This is a genomic window from Pseudomonas sp. NIBRBAC000502773, from assembly GCF_006517195.1.
GTDB classification, from domain to species: Bacteria; Pseudomonadota; Gammaproteobacteria; order Pseudomonadales; family Pseudomonadaceae; genus Aquipseudomonas; species Aquipseudomonas marginalis.
Map to the genome: position 1 here is coordinate 2,052,235 of NZ_CP041189.1, position 18,204 is coordinate 2,070,438.

The following is an 18,204-nucleotide window of genomic DNA, read 5'->3' on the forward strand; positions in this document are numbered from 1 at the left end:
CGGGTCAGGCAAACGCCTGCTCCAATGCGACGCCCGCCCCGGTCAACCCGGAATACGGCGCGGTCACCAGCCACACCGGGATGCCCTTGAAGTAGTCGCTCATGCAGCCTTTGTCACTGAAGCTCCTGGCAAAACCGCTGTGGATGAAGAAGTCGGCAAACCGCGGAATCACCCCACCTACGATATACACACCACCGCGCCCACCGGTGGTCAGCACATTGTTGCCGGCTACCCGGCCCAGCCAGATGCTGAATTGATCCAACACTTCCATGGCCACCGGGTCGCCCGCCAGGCCCGCTGCCGTGATGGCTTCGGGGGTGTCGAGCACCGGGGTGTGGCCATCGACCGCGCAAATCGCCCGGTACAGACGCGGCAGACCGCCACCGCTCAAGGCGGTTTCGGCGCTGACGTGGCCGATCTCGGTGTAGATATGCTGCCACAGCTGGGTTTCCCGTGGGCTGCTCAGGGGCAGGTCGACATGGCCGCCCTCCCCCGGTAACGCCGCGTAACGACCAGCACCGAGGTCCAGCAGGGTACCGACACCCAGGCCGGTGCCCGGACCGATCACCACCGCCGGGCGCAACGGTTCCGGCGTGCCTTCGCAGACCACACGGAATTCGTCGGGCTTGAGGCGAGTCATGCCCAGGGCCATGGCCGAGAAGTCATTGACCAGCAGCAGTTCATCCACCTGCAACGCCTGGCAAAACGCAGTCTTGCTCAAGCGCCAGTGATTGTTGGTGAATTTAAATTCATCCCCGCTCACCGGCCCGGCGACCGACAGGCACACCGCACCGATGTCGCCGATTTGCAGGCCTTCTTCCTTGAGGTAGACCTTGATCGCGTCCTCAGGGCTTTGGTGATCCGCCGTGGCATGCACCCGGATCGAATGCAGTGCCTGATCTCGCCACAACGCAAAACGGGCGTTGGTACCCCCGATGTCACCGACCAGCGCTAGCTTCACTTAAGCGTCTCCAAGGCACAGGTAAAGGCGCTGGCGCCCTGCTCTGCGGAGCTTGCGGCCAAGCGCATAAATGCAAACAGCTCGCGACCGGCCCCCACGTTATTGCCCAACAGGCCCGTGGCAGGCGTGCGCGCTGCAAATTCTTCGGCGTCCACCTTAAGCTCCAAGGTGCCCTTCACGCCATCCACGCGAATGATATCGCCATCTTTGACCCGCGCCAGTGGCCCGCCGCTCTGGGCTTCGGGGTTGACGTGAATCGCGGCGGGGATCTTACCCGACGCGCCGGACATACGCCCGTCTGTCACCAGCGCCACCTTGAAGCCACGGTCCTGCAGCACGCCGAGGAACGGCGTCATCTTGTGCAGTTCCGGCATGCCGTTGGAGCGCGGGCCCTGGAAGCGCATCACAGCGACAAAATCCTTTTCCAACTGGCCGGCCTTGAACGCATCGGCCAGGTCCTGCTGGTCCTGGAACACCACCGCCGGCGCTTCGACGATCTGATGCTCAGGCGCTACCGCAGAGACTTTCATCACTCCGCGGCCGAGGTTGCCTTCCATCACACGCAGGCCGCCTTCCGGCGAGAACGCACGCGCCACAGGGCGCAGGATGGTTTCGTCGAGGCTTTCGATCGGGCCGTCGCGCCACACCAGCTCGCCATCAACCAGGAATGGTTCCTGGATATAACGGCTCAGGCCCTTGCCCGCCACAGTGTTGACGTCGTCGTGAAGCAGGCCGGCTTCAAGCAGCTCGCGGATCAGGAACGACATGCCGCCCGCCGCCTGGAAGTGGTTGATGTCGGCCTTGCCGTTTGGATACACGTGGGACAGGGTCGGCACCACCTCGGAGAGGTCGGCCATGTCGTCCCAGGTGAGGATGATGCCCGCCGACATGGCGATGGCCGGCATGTGCAGGGTGTGGTTGGTGGAACCGCCCGTCGCGTTGAGCGCAACGATGGCGTTGACGATGGATTTCTCGTCGACGATCTCGCCGATCGGCGTGAAGTTGCCGTTGGCCTTGGTCAGGCGCGTGACCTGGTGCGCGGCTTCGCGGGTCAGGGCGTCACGCAGCGGCGTGTACGGGTTGACGAACGAGGCACCCGGCAAATGCAGGCCCATCACTTCCATCAGGAGTTGATTGGTGTTGGCGGTGCCGTAGAAGGTGCAGGTACCGGGGCTGTGGTAGGACTTCATCTCCGATTCCAGCAGCTCTTCGCGAGTGGCCTTGCCTTCGGCGTAGCGCTGGCGCACGTCGGCCTTCTGCTTGTTGGAGATGCCCGACGGCATCGGCCCGCCCGGTACGAAGATCATCGGCAGGTGGCCGTAGCGCAGCGCGCCCATCATCAGGCCGGGCACGATCTTGTCGCAGATGCCCAGCATCAGCGCGGCGTCGAACATGTTGTGGGACAGCGCTACCGCCGTGGACATGGCGATGACTTCACGGCTGAGCAGGCTCAGTTCCATGCCGGGCTCGCCCTGGGTCACGCCGTCGCACATGGCCGGGGTGCCGCCGGCGAACTGGCCGACCGAGCCGACTTCGCGTAGGGCTTTCTTGATTTGTTCCGGGAAATGTTCGTACGGCTGGTGCGCCGAGAGCATGTCGTTATATGACGAAACAATTGCCACGTTAGCGGCGTTCATCATGCGCAGGCTATTTTTATCTTCGGTGCCGCAACCGGCCACGCCATGGGCGAAGTTGGCGCATTGCAGCTTGCCGCGCATCGGACCGTCGCTGGCTGCGCCGCGAATGAGCGCAAGGTAAGCCTCACGAGTGGCGCGGCTGCGGGCGATAAGCCGTTCGGTGACCTCAAGGACGCGGGGATGCATGTGTAGAACTCCAGGCTAACGGATGTGGCGACCTGAGTGTCTATGCTGATCAAACGCCCGCAGCTCATGGGATGGCAGAGAGTCGTTTGGATCATCGGACCAGTTGATTCAGGTCACTCGTTGTAGATTGAACAAAATATTGCCACTAAAAAGGCTTGTTTTCTATTTTTATGCGAATAATCTTGTAATTCTTACAACAAATCGACGACAGGCACTTTCCAATGACTCTTCGTATCGCAATCAATGGTTTTGGCCGTATCGGCCGTAATGTCCTGCGCGCACTGTATACCCAAGGCTATCGCCAGGATTTGCAGATCGTCGCCATCAATGATTTGGGCGACAGCTCGATCAACGCCCACCTGCTCAAATACGACACCGTGCACGGCACTTTCGATGCAGAGGTTGCCCACGATCAGGAAAGCCTGACCGTCAATGGTGACCGGATTGCCGTCAGTGCCATTCGCAACCCGGCCGACCTGCCGTGGGCGGCGCACAAGGTCGACGTGGTGTTCGAATGCACCGGTCTGTTCACCGACCGTGACAAGGCTGCCGCCCATATTACCGCCGGCGCACGCAAGGTGATCATCTCCGCCCCGGCCAAAGGCGCGGACGCGACCGTGGTCTACGGCGTGAACCACGACATTCTGCGTCAATCCCACCAGATCATCTCCAACGCCTCGTGCACCACCAACTGCCTGGCGCCGGTCGCCCAGGTGCTGCACCGCGAATTGGGTATCGAAAGCGGCTTGATGACCACGATTCATGCCTATACCAACGACCAGAACCTGACCGACGTCTACCACACCGACCCGTACCGCGCGCGTTCGGCCACCCAGAACATGATCCCAAGCAAGACCGGCGCTGCCGAAGCGGTGGGCCTGGTGCTGCCGGAGCTGGCAGGCAAGCTGACCGGCATGGCCGTGCGTGTACCGGTGATCAACGTGTCGCTGGTGGACCTCACCGTGCAATTGAAGAAAGACGCCACTGCCGACGAAGTCAACGCACTGCTCAAGGAAGCCAGCCAACACTCGAAGATCCTCGGCTATAACACCCTGCCGCTGGTCTCCAGTGACTTCAACCATAACCCGCTGTCGTCGATCTTCGATGCCAACCACACCAAGGTCAGCGGCAAGTTGCTGAAAGTGCTGGCCTGGTATGACAACGAGTGGGGCTTCTCGAACCGCATGCTGGATAACTGCCTGGCGTTGTGCAACGCCGAATAACGCGGTCCTGTGGGAGGGGCAGTACAAGCCCCCTCCCACATTTGTTCTATGTAGACACAGAGAAATAGCCACTTGCCATTTCAGTTGATGATAAGCATTATCATTAACTGCAAATCGGTCTGGTATCACTGTGAGCCAATCTCGCTTCAACCAAGTCTTTCTCACCCAACGGGTGATTCTGCTACGCACCTTGCAGCGGATGGTGAATAACCACAGCACCGCCGAGGACCTGTTGCAGGAAACCTACCTGCGCGTCACCCGGGCCCTCAGCGAGCGGCCGATCGATCACCTCGAACCCTTCGTCTACCAGACCGCGCGTAACCTGGCGCTGGATCACTTGCGTTCACGCAGGATTCAAGCGCGCACCCTGCAGGAAGATGTACCGCTGGAGATCCTGCAAAGCGTCGCCGCCCCCATCAGCACCCCCGAAGATGCAACCCAGGCCGAGCAATTGCTTGAACACCTGAGCATCAGCCTCGGCCAGTTGAGCGCGCGCCAGCAGCAGATTTTCATCCTCAGCCGCTTGCACGGCTGCAGCTACCAGGAGATCGCCGATCAGTTGGACGTGTCCTTGAGCACCGTGCAAAAGGAACTGAAATTGATCATGGCCATTTGTGTAGGTGTGGCCGAAAGACTGGATCGGCCTTAAGCTTCAGCCGACAGAATTGTCGACCCAAGCTGTAGGAAAGATGAATAGAACGTGGCGAAGACCCGAGGAACACCGTGACGGACCCGAATAAACTGCGCCCCCATGAGCTGGCTCATGAGGTGTTGCAAGACACGGCTATGGACCAGGCCCTCGACTGGCTGATCGCCTTGCAGTGCCCAGCGCCCGGGCAGCAGGCCGAGTTTGAAGCCTGGCTGGCCCAAGACCCGGCCCACGTCCACGCCTTCGGCAAGGCCCAGGCCGCCTGGGGTGGCGCGCCGGTACACAGCGCCGCCGTCGCCCTGGCCGCGCCGCGCAAACCCAGGGGCTGGCGCCGGATCAAGCCACACTGGAAACCGCTGGCCACCGCCGCCGTGCTGTTGATCGGCCTGTTCAGCTTCAGCAACCTGCCGGTACGCCTGCAAGCCGACCATCTCACGGTGGTGGGCGAACGCCAGCGCCTGCAATTGGACGATGGCTCGAAAGTGTTGCTTAACACCAATTCGGCGTTTTCCAGCAGCATCAAGGACCACCAGCGGATCGTCCGCCTATACCAGGGCGAAGCCTTTTTCGAAATCATGCCCGGCCATGGCCTGCCCCTGGAAATCGACGCCGGCCCCGTGCGCGCCAGCGTGCGTGATACCGCCTTCGCCGTGCGCTACCTCAACGGCGAAGCCCAGGTGCAGGTGCAGCGTGGCGATGTCGACCTGAGCAACACCTTCGACGATGCCCGCGTGCGCCTGAGTGCCGGCGAAAGCATCCGCATCGGGCCCAAGGGCTTTGGCCAACCGGCCACGCTGGATGCCAACAAGGACCTGGCCTGGGTGCAAGGCCGGCTGATTTTCGAAAACTGCCCGATGAGCGAAGTGCTCGCCGAACTGCGTCGTTACTACCCCGGCTGGATCGTCAACACCAACGACAAGCTCGCCAGCGTCGCCGTCACCGGCAACTACCGCCTCGACCAACCCCTGGATGTGGTGCGCTCCCTGGCCCACATCACCTCAGCGAAGTTGTCGGAATACCCCGCGCTGGTGATTTTGAACTAAATGAGAATTATTTTTACTCGATAGCCTTCGACGTTACGTCTCGTCTTAGCCAATGCAACTGATTCCTATTTGGTTCGGTTCGCAACTATAAGATTCGTACCTTCCGGAGCGCTCTCGATGTCCTCTCGTTTCAACCGCCGGTCCTCCTCCCCCGTGCTGTCCTTGCTGACCGCCGCCATCCTGCTGGCCGGTTCGCCAGTGATGGCCGCCACTGCCGCCGAACCTGCCGCCCGCAGCCACGGCAACTACAGCTTCAGCATCGAGCAACAGCCATTGGTCTCGGCGCTGAACGCTTTTACCAGCGTGACCGGCTGGCAAGTCGGCCTGCCCGCCGAGCTGGGCCAGGGTGTGTCGTCCCCTGGGGTGCGCGGCGCCCTGTCGCCGGAGAAAGCCCTGGACCGGCTGTTGGTGGGGACCAACCTGAGCTACCGCAAGCTGGGCAATAACAACATCGTCCTGGAAAAGCGCACGGCAGGCAGCACCCTCAACCTGCAACAGGTGACCATCAGCGCCACCCGTAACGCGCAGGATGTGAACAGCGTACCGAGCACCGTCAGCGTGCATGATCGCGAAGAACTGGACCGCCAGAACGTCAACAACATCCGTGAGCTGGTGCGCTACGAGCCCGGCGTCTCGGTCGGCGGCGCAGGCACCCGCGCCGGCAATGCCGGGTTCAACATCCGCGGGATCGACGGCGACCGCATCCTTACCCAGGTGGACGGTGTGGAAGTGCCCGACAACTTCTTCAACGGCCCCTACGCCAAGACCCGCCGCAACTACGTCGACCCGGAAATCGTCAAGCGCGTCGAGATCCTGCGCGGCCCGGCCTCGGCCCTCTACGGCAGCAGCGCCATCGGCGGCGCCGTGAGTTACTTCACCCTCGACCCGGACGACATCATCAAGCCCGGCCAGGACGTCGGCGCACGCTTGAAGACCGGCTACAGTTCCGCCGACGAAAGCTGGCTGACCTCCGGCACCGTCGCCGGCCGCGTGCAGGACTTCGATGGCTTGCTGCACCTGAGCCAGCGCAATGGCCATGAGACCGAATCCTACGACGGCAACAACGCCACCGGCCTGGCCCGTACCGGCGCCAACCCCGAGGACGCGCGCACCACCAACATCCTGGCCAAGCTCGGCTGGAACTATGGCGATGACAACCGCCTGGGCCTGACCTATGAGAAGTACAAGGATGATCGCGACGTCAACCTGAAGAACGCGGTGGGCGGCCCGTTCATCGGCGGCCGAGGCTTCAACCTCTACCGTGATCGCCGTGGTAACGACACCATTACCCGCGAACGTTTCGGCCTGGAAAACAGCTTCGCCCTTGAGTCGCCGATTGCCGACCGGATCAAGACCAGCCTCAACTACCAGATCGCCAAGACCGACCAGACCACTGCCGAGATCTATCAGTCAGGTCGTCGTGTCCTGCGCACCCGCGACACGCTGTACCAGGAAAAACAGTGGATTTTCGATGCGCAGTTGGACAAAGCGTTCAGCCTCGGTGAAACCGATCACCAAGTGACCTACGGCACTACCCTCAAGCAGCAGAAAGTCACCGGCTCGCGCGAGGGCGGCGCGACCTGTGTGGCCGTCGGCAGTGGCTGCACCGCCATCGGCGCGCCCAGCCCGATGGCCTCCGACAGTGTGAAAAAGTCCAGTGACTTCCCCGACCCGACCATCAACACGTATTCGCTGTTCGCACAGGACCAGATCAGCTGGGACAAATGGACCTTCCTGCCCGCCGTGCGCTACGACTACACCCAGCTCAAACCCAAGCTGACCCAGGAGTTCCTCAACACCGTCAACCCGACGGGGACGGACCCGGTGAGCGACAAGGAAAAAACCTGGCACCGTGTGACGCCCAAGTTCGGCCTGACTTACGCCCTGACGGATCAATACACCTGGTTCGGCCAATATGCCGAAGGTTTCCGTACGCCCTCCGCCAAGGCGTTGTACGGCCGCTTTGAAAACCTCAACCTGGGCTACACCGTCGAGCCCAACCCCGACCTCAAGCCAGAAACCAGCAAGGGCATCGAGACCGGGATTCGCGGCAAATTTGACGAGGGATCCTTTGAAATCGCCGTGTTTTACAACAAGTACCGCGACTTTATCGATGAGGACAACGCCGTCGTCGGCGGCACGGTCGAACAGTTCCAGGCCATCAATATCAAGCGCGCCACCATCAAGGGGGCCGAAGCCAAGGGGCGCCTGAACCTGGATGCATTCGGCGCCCCGCAAGGCCTCTACACCCAGGGTTCGGTGTCCTATGCCTACGGTCGTAACGACGATAACGGCGAGCCGCTGAACAGCGTCAACCCGCTCAAGGGCGTGTTTGGCCTGGGCTACGATCAGGACAACTACGGTGGTCTGTTGAGCTGGACCCTGGTGAAAAAACAGGATCGCGTCGACAGCAGTACCTTCCACGCGCCGGACGGCGACACCAGCGGGCCCTTCAAGACTCCGGGCTTCGGGGTTGTCGACCTGACCGCCTTCTACAAAGTCACCCAGGACGTGACCATCAACGGCGGCCTCTACAACCTCACCGACAAGAAATACTGGAACTGGGATGACGTACGCAGCTACGACAGTGTCGGCGAAGCCGCGGTGACCGGACCGGCCAACCTCGACCGCCTGACCCAGCCGGGCCGCAACGTTGCGATCAACCTGATCTGGGACATCTGACGACACCCGACTCACCTCGTCGAAATTTCAGCGGCGAGGTGAGGATTTTTTACTGTGCCGCGTCTTCTTGTTCGTCTAGTTGATAACAGCTCTCTTTAAGGGCCATAAGGCGCTCCCCCTTCTCAAGGACTTTTTCATGACCGCTTCTTCTACCGCAGAACGCCCAAGCCTGCGCTCCCAGCGCCTGAACCAGATTACCCACGAGCCACACACCAAGCTGGACGCGTTGGTGAAGGCCCACGCGCCGTTTGAAACCCAGGCCAACTTCGCGCGTTTCGTAGTGGCGCAGTACCTGTTCCAGTCGGAACTGGTGGCCCTGTACAACGATGCCGAACTGATCAAGATCGTGCCTGACCTGGCCGAACGCTGCCGCGCCGAAGCCGCCAGGCTGGACCTGGCTGACCTGGATACCGAAGTGCCAGCACCGTTCCCCGGTGCGCTGAAAAACCCGAGCAAGGCCGAGGCCCTGGGCTGGTTGTTCGTGTCCGAAGGTTCCAAGCTGGGCGCGGCGTTCCTGATCAAGCGCGCCGTAGGCCTGGGCCTGAGCGAAACCTTCGGTGCCCGCCACCTGGGTGAGCCGGCCGGTGGTCGCGCCGAAGGCTGGAAAAGCTTCACTCGCACCCTGGATGCGTTGCAATTGAGCGCCGAGGAAGAAGCCGCAGCGGAAAAAGGCGCGGTGGATGCGTTTGTACGCTTCACCGTGTTGCTGGAACAGGCGTACGCTAGCGCCCCTGAACTGGCCTGATCGCCCACATTGAAATGCAATCAACTGTGGGAGGGGGCTTGCCCCCGATGGCGGAGGGTCAGGTACCTATTTGTTGGCTGATGCACCGCTATCGGGAGCAAGCCCCCTCCCACATTTAAACCGCATTTCAATGCCGACTCTTTTGTTACCCCCTACTTTGCACACACCATGACCGGAAAACCCCAATCCACCTCGAAAATCGCACAGATCCTCTTCGGCCTGCTGGCCTACGTCAGCCTGGGCATCGGGCTGGTGGCGATTGTTGTGCCGGGTTTGCCCACCACCGAGTTCATCCTCCTGGCCGCCTGGGCCGCGACCAAAAGCTCACCGCGCCTCAGTGCCTGGCTGGAAAACCACCGCCTGTTCGGACCGATCCTGTTCAACTGGCGCAACGGCAGGATCATCGCGCGCCGGGCCAAAGTCAGCGCCACCGTGAGCATGCTGCTGTGCGCCATCCTGATGCTGGTGATGCTCGACCACGGCTGGCCGATCTACCTGGCGATTGCCGGGATGAGCCTGGGCAACCTGTGGATCTGGTCACGCCCGGAACGGCTCGCACAGCCTGTGTGACGCCGGCTGTAGCCGTTCTCCTACCGCTCATCGCCTGCCTCTCATGAATTAATTTGTTACGCCGATGTTTCAGACATAGCGCTGAATGGACTTGGCCTGCACTGCGAGCCCTCCAACATGCCCATTCGTGAGTGAACCTATGTTCGACACCCTCTCTATCCGCTTGAAAATCGTGCTGCTGTCCGGGCTCTGCCTGTTGGGGGTGATTGCGCTGGTGGTCGGCATCAACATCTACAACACCAACCAGAACGATCAGTTGGTCAGCGACTCAAGCTCGCGCATGCTTACCGACGGCGTGGAACAACTGCTGCAAGCCAGGGCGGCCGAACAGGCAGTGCAACTGCAGAAAACCTTCGGCGACAGCCTGCTGGCGCTGACCGCACTGGCCGACCAGGTCAAGGACCTGCGCACCATGGCCAGCAAGCGTGGCCTGGACGCCAGCGCGCTGCGCGAAGAAATCAACCAGAGCCTGAAAACCACGTTCGATCGCAACAGCAAGGTGCTGGGTTTCTGGCTGTCGTTCGAACCCAACAGCCTGGATGGCAAGGACAGCGAATTCGTCGATGACAAAGCGCGCGCCTCCAACGAAAAAGGGCGCTTCTCCAGCTATTGGAGCCGTGCCGGCGGCGAAGGCTTGAACACCGTCATGGTCGAAGAGGACCTGAACAAGACCACCCTCACCCTCAACGGTACGCCCTACAACATCTGGTACACCTGCCCCCGGGACACCCGCACTACCTGCCTGCTGGACCCGTATGAAGATACGGTGGGCGGCAAAAAGGTGCTGATGACCACCATCGCTTCGCCGCTGATCGTCGACGGCAAACTCATCGGCGTCATCGGTGTGGACATTGCCCTCACCGCCCTGCAAGCCACCACCGACGCCGCACAGAAAGACCTGTTCAACGGCGCGGCGCACCTGGAGATTCTTTCCAGTACCGGCCTGATTGCCGCCTACAGCGGCGAACCGGACAAGGTCGGCAAGAACCTGATCGACACCCTTGGCGCCGAAGGCAAGGAAATCGTGCAATTGCTGGCCAGTGACAACCGCATGATCCGTGAACAGGGCGACACTATTCGCGCCGTGTACCCGGTCAAGCCACTCGCCGATGCCAAGCCATGGGGCGTGGTGATCAAACTGCCCAAAAGCGTGATGCTGGCCGATAACGTCAAGCTGCAGGCGGTACTCGACGACGCCCAGGCCAGCGGCACGCTCAAGGCCTTGCTGGTCGGCGCCGCCGCCGGCCTGCTCGGCTTGCTGCTGATCTGGCTCACCGCCACCGGCGTGACCCGCCCGATCAACAGCGTGGCCGCCATGCTCAAGGACATCGCCAGCGGCGACGGCGATCTCACCCAGCGCCTGGCCTATGCCAAGAAAGATGAACTGGGCGAGTTGGTGAACTGGTTCAACCGCTTCCTCGACAAGCTGCAACCGACCATCGCGCAGATCAAGCAAAGCATCACCGAAGCCCGTGGCACGGCTGACCAGTCCTCGGCCATCGCACGCCAGACCAGCGAAGGCATGCAGGTGCAGTTCCGCGAAATCGACCAGGTGGCCACGGCGTCCAACGAAATGAGCGCCACCGCCCATGACGTCGCCAACAGCGCCTCCAATGCCGCCAGCGCGGCACGCGGCGCCGACCACTCGGCCCGTGAAGGCATGTCGATCATCGAGCAGAGCACCCGCGACATCACCACCCTTGCCGAAGAAGTCAGCAAGGCGGTGGGCGAAGTCGAAGCCCTGGCGGTCAATAGCGAGCAGATCGGTTCAGTCCTGGAAGTGATCCGCAGCATTGCCGAGCAAACCAACCTGCTGGCGCTCAACGCGGCGATCGAAGCCGCACGCGCCGGGGAAAGCGGCCGGGGGTTTGCGGTGGTGGCCGACGAAGTGCGCAACCTGGCCAAGCGCACCCAGGATTCGGTGGAGGAAATCCGCCAGGTGATCGAACGCATCCAGAGCGGCACCCGTGGCGTGGTGGCAACCATGCACTCGAGCCAGAGCCAGGCCCAGAGTAACGCCGGGCAGATCCATCAAGCCGCGCAGGCCCTGGGCAAGATCAGTGATGCCGTGACGGTGATCAGCGACATGAACCTTCAAATCGCCAGCGCCGCCGAGCAGCAAAGCGCCGTGGCCGAAGAGGTCAACCGCAACGTCTCGGCGATCCGCACCGTGACCGAAACCCTCACTGGCCAGGCCACCGAGTCGGCGGCCATCAGCAGCCAGCTCAATGCGTTGGCCAGCCAGCAGATGAAACTCATGGATCAGTTCAAGGTTTAAGAAACACCACGGGACCCATGTGGGAGGGGGCTTGCCCCCGATAGCGATGTGTCAGCTACCGATGAGTTGACTGACACACTGCAATCGGGGGCAAGCCCCCTCCTACATTTTGACCGCCTACTGCTTAGAGACCCGTCCAAGCCTGCACAAACGCCGCCACATCTTCCTTCGGCGCCGTACGCGGCGGGTTCTGCGGTGTACCCAAATAAAGGAAGCCAATCACCTCCTCATCCGCCGTCAGCCCCAGGCCTTTGGCGACATGAGCCGAGTAGGACAGTTCACCCGTGCGCCACACCGCACCAATCCCCTGGGCATAGGCCGCCAGCAGAATACCGTGGGCCGCGCAGGCGGCTGCCAACAGTTGTTCAGACTTGGGCACCTTGAAGTGCTCCTGCAGGCGGGCAATCACCACCACCACCAGCGGCGCCCGCAGCGGGCCGTTCTGGGCCTTGTCGATGACAGCCTGGGGAGCATCGGCGTCCTGCAGGCGAGCGGCTTCGGCCAACAGCGTGCCCATCTGCTCACGGGCGGCACCTTCCACGGTGAGGAAACGCCAAGGGCGCAGTTGGCCGTGGTCGGGCGCACGCATGGCTGCGGCGAACAGCACATCGCGCTGCTCCTGGGTCGGTGCCGGTTCCAGCAAACGCGGCACGGAAACACGGTTGAGCAAAGCGTCGAGAGCCTGCATTGGCCACCTCCAGAAAAAAATGTGCGGTCATTCTAGCGGGAATGAATCGGGATGCCACCAAACGATAATTGCTCTTATTCAATCCGCCCCGCCCTGTTAGACTTTGCGACCTTATTTTCAGCCTTGGTCCGGGAAACTCGATGTTTCGTTCGCTTTTTCGCCTGTGCGCAGCGTTGATGGCCTTGAGCCTGGCCGCCTGCGACGACGCCCCACGCTTCACCAAGGCCGAGCCGGGTGAAGCGCGAGCGGGCGGCGCGACGACGGTGAACAAGCGCGACCAGAATGCGTTTTCCCTGCCCTCGGCCAACCTGTCGCCCACGCGCCGCCTGGATTTCAGCGTGGGCAACAGCTTCTTTCGCAGCCCCTGGGTGATCGCGCCGTCCACCACCACCGCCCGCGATGGCCTGGGCCCGCTGTTCAATACCAACGCCTGCCAGAACTGCCATATCAAGGACGGCCGCGGCCACCCGCCGTTGCCCGACGCGGCCAATGCGGTGTCGATGCTGGTGCGCCTGTCGATTCCCCTGTCTATCCAGGACCAGCCGCCCTACGCCAAGCTCATCGAGCAAATCGGGGTGGTACCCGAGCCCGTCTACGGCGGGCAACTGCAAGACATGGCGGTGCCCGGCGTGCCGCCGGAAGGCAAGGTGCGCGTCGACTACACGCCGGTCAACGTCACCTTCAAGGACGGCACCGTCGTCGAGCTGCGCAAGCCCGACCTGCAAATCACCCAGCTCGGCTATGGCCCGATGCATCCAGATACACGCTTCTCCGCACGCATCGCCCCGCCGATGATCGGCCTGGGCCTGCTCGAAGCCATCAGCGACGCAGACATCCTGCGCAATACCGACCCGCAGACCGCCGACAAGGAAGCCCTCGTCGGCCGCGCGAATCGGGTCTGGGATGACGCCGAGCAAAAAACCGTACTCGGACGTTTTGGCTGGAAAGCCGGGCAACCCAATCTCAATCAACAAAATGTTCACGCGTTCTCTGGTGATATGGGCCTCACCACCTCCCTGAGACCCTTCGATGACTGCACCGACGCCCAAGTCGCCTGCAAACAGGCACCCAACGGCAATGGCCCCGAGGGCGAGCCGGAAGTCAGCGATAACATCCTGCGCCTGGTGCTGTTCTATACCCGTAACCTGGCCGTGCCCGTGCGCCGCGACGTCGACACCCCGCAGGTGCTGGCCGGGAAAAACCTGTTCTACCAGGCCGGTTGCCAGGGTTGCCATAAACCGACGTTCACCACCGCTGCGAATGCCGCCGAACCCGAGTTGGCCAACCAAGTGATTCGCCCCTACAGCGACCTGCTGTTGCACGACATGGGCCCAGGCCTGGCCGACAACCGCACGGAATTCAAGGCCGGTGGCCGCGACTGGCGCACGCCGCCGTTGTGGGGCATCGGCCTGACGCAGACCGTCAGTGGCCATACCCAGTTCCTGCATGACGGCCGCGCCCGCAACCTGCTCGAAGCCGTGCTGTGGCACGGCGGCGAAGCACAAGCGGCGCAGCAGCATGTGTTGTCCTTCAATGCCGAGCAGCGCGCTGCGTTGCTGGCGTTCCTGAATTCTTTATAAGCTTCGCCCCAATTACAGAAGGGAGCTCGACATGTTCCGTCCCAAGTTGTTGTTCACCAGCCTGGCCGCCCTCGCCCTGGGCGCCTGCTCGCCACAAGACCCGCAAGCCGTGACCTCGGCGGCGATCGCCAAGCAGGTGATCCTGCCGACCTACAGCCGCTGGGTCGAAGCCGACCGCCAGTTGGCCGTCAGCGCCCTCGCCTACTGCCAGGGCAAGGAAAGCCTGGACACTGCCCGCGCCGACTTCCTCCACGCGCAAAAAGCCTGGGCCGAGTTGCAACCGCTGCTGATCGGCCCGCTGGCCGAGGGCAACCGCTCGTGGCAGGTGCAGTTCTGGCCGGACAAGAAGAACCTGGTGGGCCGCCAGGTCGAGCAACTGGTCGCCGCCCAACCGCAGATCGACGGCACCGCACTGGCCAAGTCCAGCGTGGTGGTACAGGGCCTGTCGGCCTACGAATACATCCTCTACGACGCCAAGACCGACATCGCCGACGAGGCGCAGAAAGCCCGTTACTGCCCGCTGCTGGTGGCCATCGGTGAGCGCCAGAAAGCCCTGGCCGAAGAGATCCTGGCCAGCTGGAACAGCACCGACGGCATGCTCGCGCAGATGAGCAAGTTCCCGAACCAGCGCTACGCTGACTCCCACGAAGCCATCGCCGATCTGCTGCGCGTACAAGTGACCGCGCTGGACACCCTGAAGAAAAAACTCGGCACGCCCATGGGCCGCCAGACCAAGGGCATCCCGCAGCCGTTCCAGGCCGATGCATGGCGCAGCCAGTCGTCCCTGCAAAGCCTGGAAGCCAGCCTCGCCGCCGCCCAGACCGTGTGGGTGGGGGTGGACAACAAGGGCCTGCGTGGTTTGCTGCCGGCGGATCAGAAGCCGCTGGCCGACAAGATCGACGCAGCCTATGCCGCCGCGCTGAAACTGTTCGCCAGCAACCAGCGCACCCTCAACGAACTGTTGAACGATGACGCCGGGCGCCAGCAGCTCAACGACATCTACGACAGCCTCAACGTCGTCCACCGCCTGCACGAAGGCGAGCTGGCCAAGGCGCTGGGGATCCAACTGGGCTTCAATGCCAACGACGGTGACTGATGATGCTCAGGCGACAGGCTTTGGCGATCGGCAGCGTGCTGCTCAGCGCACTCACGTTGGGTGGCTGGACGCTGTTCAAAGGGAAGGACAAGCGCCCGCTGCTGCTGTCGGCGCGCGATGATGCAGACGGCAAGCACTATGCCGTGGGTTTTCAGCTGGACGGCAAGCAGGTGTTCGCCACCCAGGTCGGCCAGCGCTGCCACGACATCATCAACCACCCGACACTGCCGATTGCGCTGTTTGTTGCCCGCCGCCCGGGCACCGAGAGTTACCTGATCGACCTGCGTAATGGCGCGCTGTTGCAAACCATCGCCTCGAACGCCAACCGGCACTTCTATGGCCATGCGGTCATCCACAAGAGCGGCGATTGGCTGTACGCCACCGAGAACGACACGTCCGACCCCGGCCGTGGCCTGCTCGGTGTGTACAAGTTCGAAGGCGAGCGCCTGGTGCACAGCGGCGAGATCTCCACCCATGGCATCGGCCCGCACCAGGTGTCGTGGATGCCCGACGGCGAAACCCTGGCAGTGGCCAACGGCGGCATTCGCACCGAAGCCGAAAGCCGCGTGGAGATGAACCTGAACGCCATGGAACCGAGCCTGGTGCTGATGCACCGTGACGGCACGCTGATCAGCAAGGAAACCCTCGGCCAGCAGATGAACAGCGTGCGCCATATGGGCATCGCCAGCGATGGCACCCTTCTCACCGGCCAGCAGTTCATGGGGCCGTCCCAGGAGCGCTCCGAGTTGCTGGCGATCAAGCGCCCGGGCCAGCCGTTCGTGGCGTTCCCGGTGGCCGATGAGCAGTTGCAGGCCATGGGGCATTACACCGCCAGCGTCGCCGTGCACAGCGAATTGCGCCTGGTGGCGTTGACCGCACCCCGTGGCAACCGCTTCTTTATCTGGGACATGGACACTGCCGAGCTGCGCCTGGATGGACCGCTGCCCGACTGCGCAGGCGTCGGTGCAGTGGCCGATGGTTTTGTCGTCACCTCGGGCCAGGGCCGTTGCCGCTACTACGATTGCCGCCAGAAACAGTTGGTCGCCAAACCGTTGGAATTGCCGGCAGGGCTCTGGGATAACCACCTGCATCTGATCTGAGCTGCGTAGATACCGTCTAGCCAACATCGCGCCCCCGTAGCAGACGCCTTGCGGATAAGGTTTGAAAGGCAAAAAAAAAGGGCCTCGCATCGCAAGGCCCTTCTTCGGGGGTTTGAATCGTTTCAACTTTGCGGCCTCATCCCTTGAGACATCCCAAACATGAACAACAGCAACTCATGATCAGGCTTGACCGCCGCACTCGCCTTGGCGACGCGGGGCAACAGGCATTGCCCGCCACCTTGCACCGCACTGAGTACCTGTGTGCGAGGTTGCTCCCATGCGGCCAGGGCCAGGGCGGCAATGCCCATCGCCCCGACCAGGAACAGACCTCGTGCTATTTCTAGCTTCATCTGGTTAAACCCTTGATAGCGCTGCCAAACGCCGCTTCATAAAAGTAGCTGAGTTTTTCCCAGTCGGTGCTGTTCCACGACGAATGGCGACGCAGCTGCAACATGTCATGGGAGGCTGCCCGATAAGCGGTCAAGCGCTGGCGGCATTTCTCGAAGTCCAGCAGCGCCACTTCCACCTGGGCCGAGTCGCCCTCGCCCGTCACCCGCACGAAAATATGCTTGATGTACAGGCAACCGTGCTGCCAGCGTCCCTTGTGCATGCGGGCCAGGGTAGCGGCCAACTCCTTGAGCAAGCGCTCGTGCACCTGCTCGCCATACTGTTCGCGACCACCGGCGGCGTACCAGTTTTCAATTTCGTCGAAGCCATCGAGGGCAGCGGTCACCAGCAGTGCCTTCCAGCGGTGCTCGGGGTCACGACGCGCCTCACAAAAGACCATTTCGGGCACGCGAACATCCAGCAGTCGCAGGCCCTTGAGGGCATCGCGCTCGCGCAATACGGTTGGGCGTCCAAACGGATGCAGCCAACTGCGGTAGATATGGCCCGTCTGACGCTTGCTGTAGAGCAAACGGCCATTGGCGCTGAGTACACGCTGTACACCACTTTCACCGCCACGCCGGCGATTGGGCTCTTCGACCCACTCGCCTTGCTGACGCCAGAAATAATCGAAGCGTTCTTCGGGAGTTACGTGACTGCCTGCTACGCACTCAACTGCCATCCTGTTACCTCTTGCGCAATACATACACCCGCCACATGGCGTAGAGCGGTATGAAGTCCAGGGACTCCTGAACACGAAAACCGGCTTGCTCGAACTCTGATTCAACAGTAGCAGCCGGTAACACAAATCTGTTTTGGTAACCTTCCTGCTCACCTGTCTTGCGGCGCTTTCCTTCCAGACGCTTGCGTTTCCAGGCTTTGAAATTGCCATCGACCCACAGCGAAATGATCACGCTGTCACGGGTAACCCGCTGAAACTCCCGCAGAATTGCCTGACGGTGCGCCGGATCACCGATGTGGTGGAGCAGGCGCATACAGAAAATGCTGTCGACCGAGTTATCCGGCAAATCGATGTCGAAGGCAGATGTCTGCAAGGGCCGTACCCGTTTCACCACTTCTGCGGGCTGGGCGGCCATCGCGACCTTCAACATGGAGGCCGAATTGTCGGCGCCAATGATCACACGGTTGGGTTTTTCCGCCAGCAGCGGCCAGAAACGCCCGGCGCCACACGGCAGGTCCAGCACCAGGCCTGGCTCGCCGGCCATCGCCAACGCGCCACGGGCCAGTTGCTCGTCGCGTTTGTGTGACAACCGGCGCGCCAGATTGTCCTGATGCTTGAGCAAATATTCGTGGGCGTGCTGGTCGTCGTACTTTTCGGAAAATTCGAGCTTGATCGGGGTAGGCATCAACGGATCTCCAGT

Annotated in this window: 15 protein-coding genes and 2 pseudogenes; 11 read left to right on the plus strand and 6 right to left on the minus strand. The window is 62.0% G+C overall.

Annotation, left to right across the window (positions count from 1 at the left end; genetic code table 11):
• Positions 1 to 4: 4 nt before the first annotated feature.
• Together NIBR502773_RS09455 and edd are read right to left on the minus strand one after the other, a co-directional pair.
• A complete protein-coding gene (locus NIBR502773_RS09455) occupies positions 5 to 961 on the minus strand; it encodes a glucokinase (RefSeq protein WP_092488960.1) in 957 nt (318 codons plus the stop codon).
• The gene (gene edd, locus NIBR502773_RS09460) at positions 958 to 2,784 is read right to left on the minus strand and encodes a phosphogluconate dehydratase (RefSeq protein WP_115487197.1); all 1,827 of its coding nucleotides are present in this window, start codon (positions 2,782 to 2,784) and stop codon (positions 958 to 960) included. Before edd ends, NIBR502773_RS09455 begins: the two co-directional genes overlap by 4 nt.
• Before the next feature lie 221 nt (positions 2,785 to 3,005).
• Here edd and gap point away from each other — a divergent pair, with 221 nt between their 5' ends.
• From gap to NIBR502773_RS31285, 8 genes and pseudogenes are all read left to right on the plus strand, one after another.
• Positions 3,006 to 4,007 carry a type I glyceraldehyde-3-phosphate dehydrogenase gene (gene gap / locus NIBR502773_RS09465; protein ID WP_065925864.1) on the plus strand — a complete coding sequence of 334 codons (1,002 nt, stop codon included), beginning with the start codon at positions 3,006 to 3,008 and terminating at the stop codon, positions 4,005 to 4,007.
• A gap of 130 nt (positions 4,008 to 4,137) precedes the next feature.
• Positions 4,138 to 4,656 (plus strand): RNA polymerase sigma factor, encoded by a 519-nt coding sequence (locus NIBR502773_RS09470; protein WP_027605496.1) that lies wholly within the window; start codon positions 4,138 to 4,140, stop codon positions 4,654 to 4,656.
• Positions 4,657 to 4,730: 74 nt separating this feature from the next.
• Positions 4,731 to 5,699, plus strand: coding sequence for a FecR domain-containing protein (locus tag NIBR502773_RS09475; RefSeq protein ID WP_141155914.1), 969 nt, complete (start codon positions 4,731 to 4,733; stop codon positions 5,697 to 5,699).
• Positions 5,700 to 5,816: 117 nt separating this feature from the next.
• Positions 5,817 to 8,381 (plus strand): TonB-dependent receptor, encoded by a 2,565-nt coding sequence (locus tag NIBR502773_RS09480; RefSeq protein ID WP_141155915.1) that lies wholly within the window; start codon positions 5,817 to 5,819, stop codon positions 8,379 to 8,381.
• A 136-nt stretch (positions 8,382 to 8,517) separates the two neighbouring features.
• Positions 8,518 to 9,126, plus strand: coding sequence for a biliverdin-producing heme oxygenase (locus NIBR502773_RS09485; RefSeq protein ID WP_141155916.1), 609 nt, complete (start codon positions 8,518 to 8,520; stop codon positions 9,124 to 9,126).
• Between the two features lie 168 nt (positions 9,127 to 9,294).
• Positions 9,295 to 9,696 (plus strand): YbaN family protein, encoded by a 402-nt coding sequence (locus NIBR502773_RS09490; protein WP_141155917.1) that lies wholly within the window; start codon positions 9,295 to 9,297, stop codon positions 9,694 to 9,696.
• Positions 9,697 to 10,108: 412 nt separating this feature from the next.
• Positions 10,109 to 11,068, plus strand: a pseudogene (locus NIBR502773_RS31280) (chemotaxis protein); the annotation flags it as partial.
• A gap of 375 nt (positions 11,069 to 11,443) precedes the next feature.
• Positions 11,444 to 11,974, plus strand: a pseudogene (locus tag NIBR502773_RS31285) (methyl-accepting chemotaxis protein); the annotation flags it as partial.
• Between the two features lie 124 nt (positions 11,975 to 12,098).
• Here NIBR502773_RS31285 and NIBR502773_RS09500 read toward each other — a convergent pair.
• Positions 12,099 to 12,662, minus strand: a complete 564-nt coding sequence (locus NIBR502773_RS09500) for an NAD(P)H nitroreductase (protein ID WP_027605490.1) — start codon at positions 12,660 to 12,662, stop codon at positions 12,099 to 12,101.
• Between the two features lie 140 nt (positions 12,663 to 12,802).
• Here NIBR502773_RS09500 and NIBR502773_RS09505 point away from each other — a divergent pair, with 140 nt between their 5' ends.
• Genes NIBR502773_RS09505 through NIBR502773_RS09515 form a run of 3 tightly spaced genes read left to right on the plus strand, consistent with a single transcriptional unit; the run spans position 12,803 to position 16,438 of the window.
• Positions 12,803 to 14,242, plus strand: a complete 1,440-nt coding sequence (locus NIBR502773_RS09505) for a di-heme oxidoredictase family protein (RefSeq protein ID WP_141155919.1) — start codon at positions 12,803 to 12,805, stop codon at positions 14,240 to 14,242.
• Positions 14,243 to 14,273: 31 nt separating this feature from the next.
• Positions 14,274 to 15,338 (plus strand): imelysin family protein, encoded by a 1,065-nt coding sequence (locus NIBR502773_RS09510; RefSeq protein WP_065939200.1) that lies wholly within the window; start codon positions 14,274 to 14,276, stop codon positions 15,336 to 15,338.
• A gap of 2 nt (positions 15,339 to 15,340) precedes the next feature.
• Entirely contained in the window at positions 15,341 to 16,438 is a 1,098-nt protein-coding gene (locus NIBR502773_RS09515; protein WP_115487256.1) for a DUF1513 domain-containing protein, read from the plus strand.
• Between the two features lie 122 nt (positions 16,439 to 16,560).
• On the opposite strand, the gene NIBR502773_RS09520 is transcribed toward NIBR502773_RS09515, so the two are convergent.
• Genes NIBR502773_RS09520 through NIBR502773_RS09530 form a run of 3 tightly spaced genes read right to left on the minus strand, consistent with a single transcriptional unit; the run spans position 16,561 to position 18,189 of the window.
• Positions 16,561 to 16,788, minus strand: a complete 228-nt coding sequence (locus NIBR502773_RS09520; RefSeq protein ID WP_027605486.1) for a hypothetical protein — start codon at positions 16,786 to 16,788, stop codon at positions 16,561 to 16,563.
• Positions 16,785 to 17,504 (minus strand): lipopolysaccharide kinase InaA family protein, encoded by a 720-nt coding sequence (locus tag NIBR502773_RS09525; protein ID WP_141155920.1) that lies wholly within the window; start codon positions 17,502 to 17,504, stop codon positions 16,785 to 16,787. Before NIBR502773_RS09525 ends, NIBR502773_RS09520 begins: the two co-directional genes overlap by 4 nt.
• Positions 17,505 to 17,508: 4 nt before the next feature.
• Positions 17,509 to 18,189 carry a class I SAM-dependent methyltransferase gene (locus NIBR502773_RS09530; RefSeq protein WP_027605484.1) on the minus strand — a complete coding sequence of 227 codons (681 nt, stop codon included), beginning with the start codon at positions 18,187 to 18,189 and terminating at the stop codon, positions 17,509 to 17,511.
• Positions 18,190 to 18,204 lie beyond the last annotated feature (15 nt).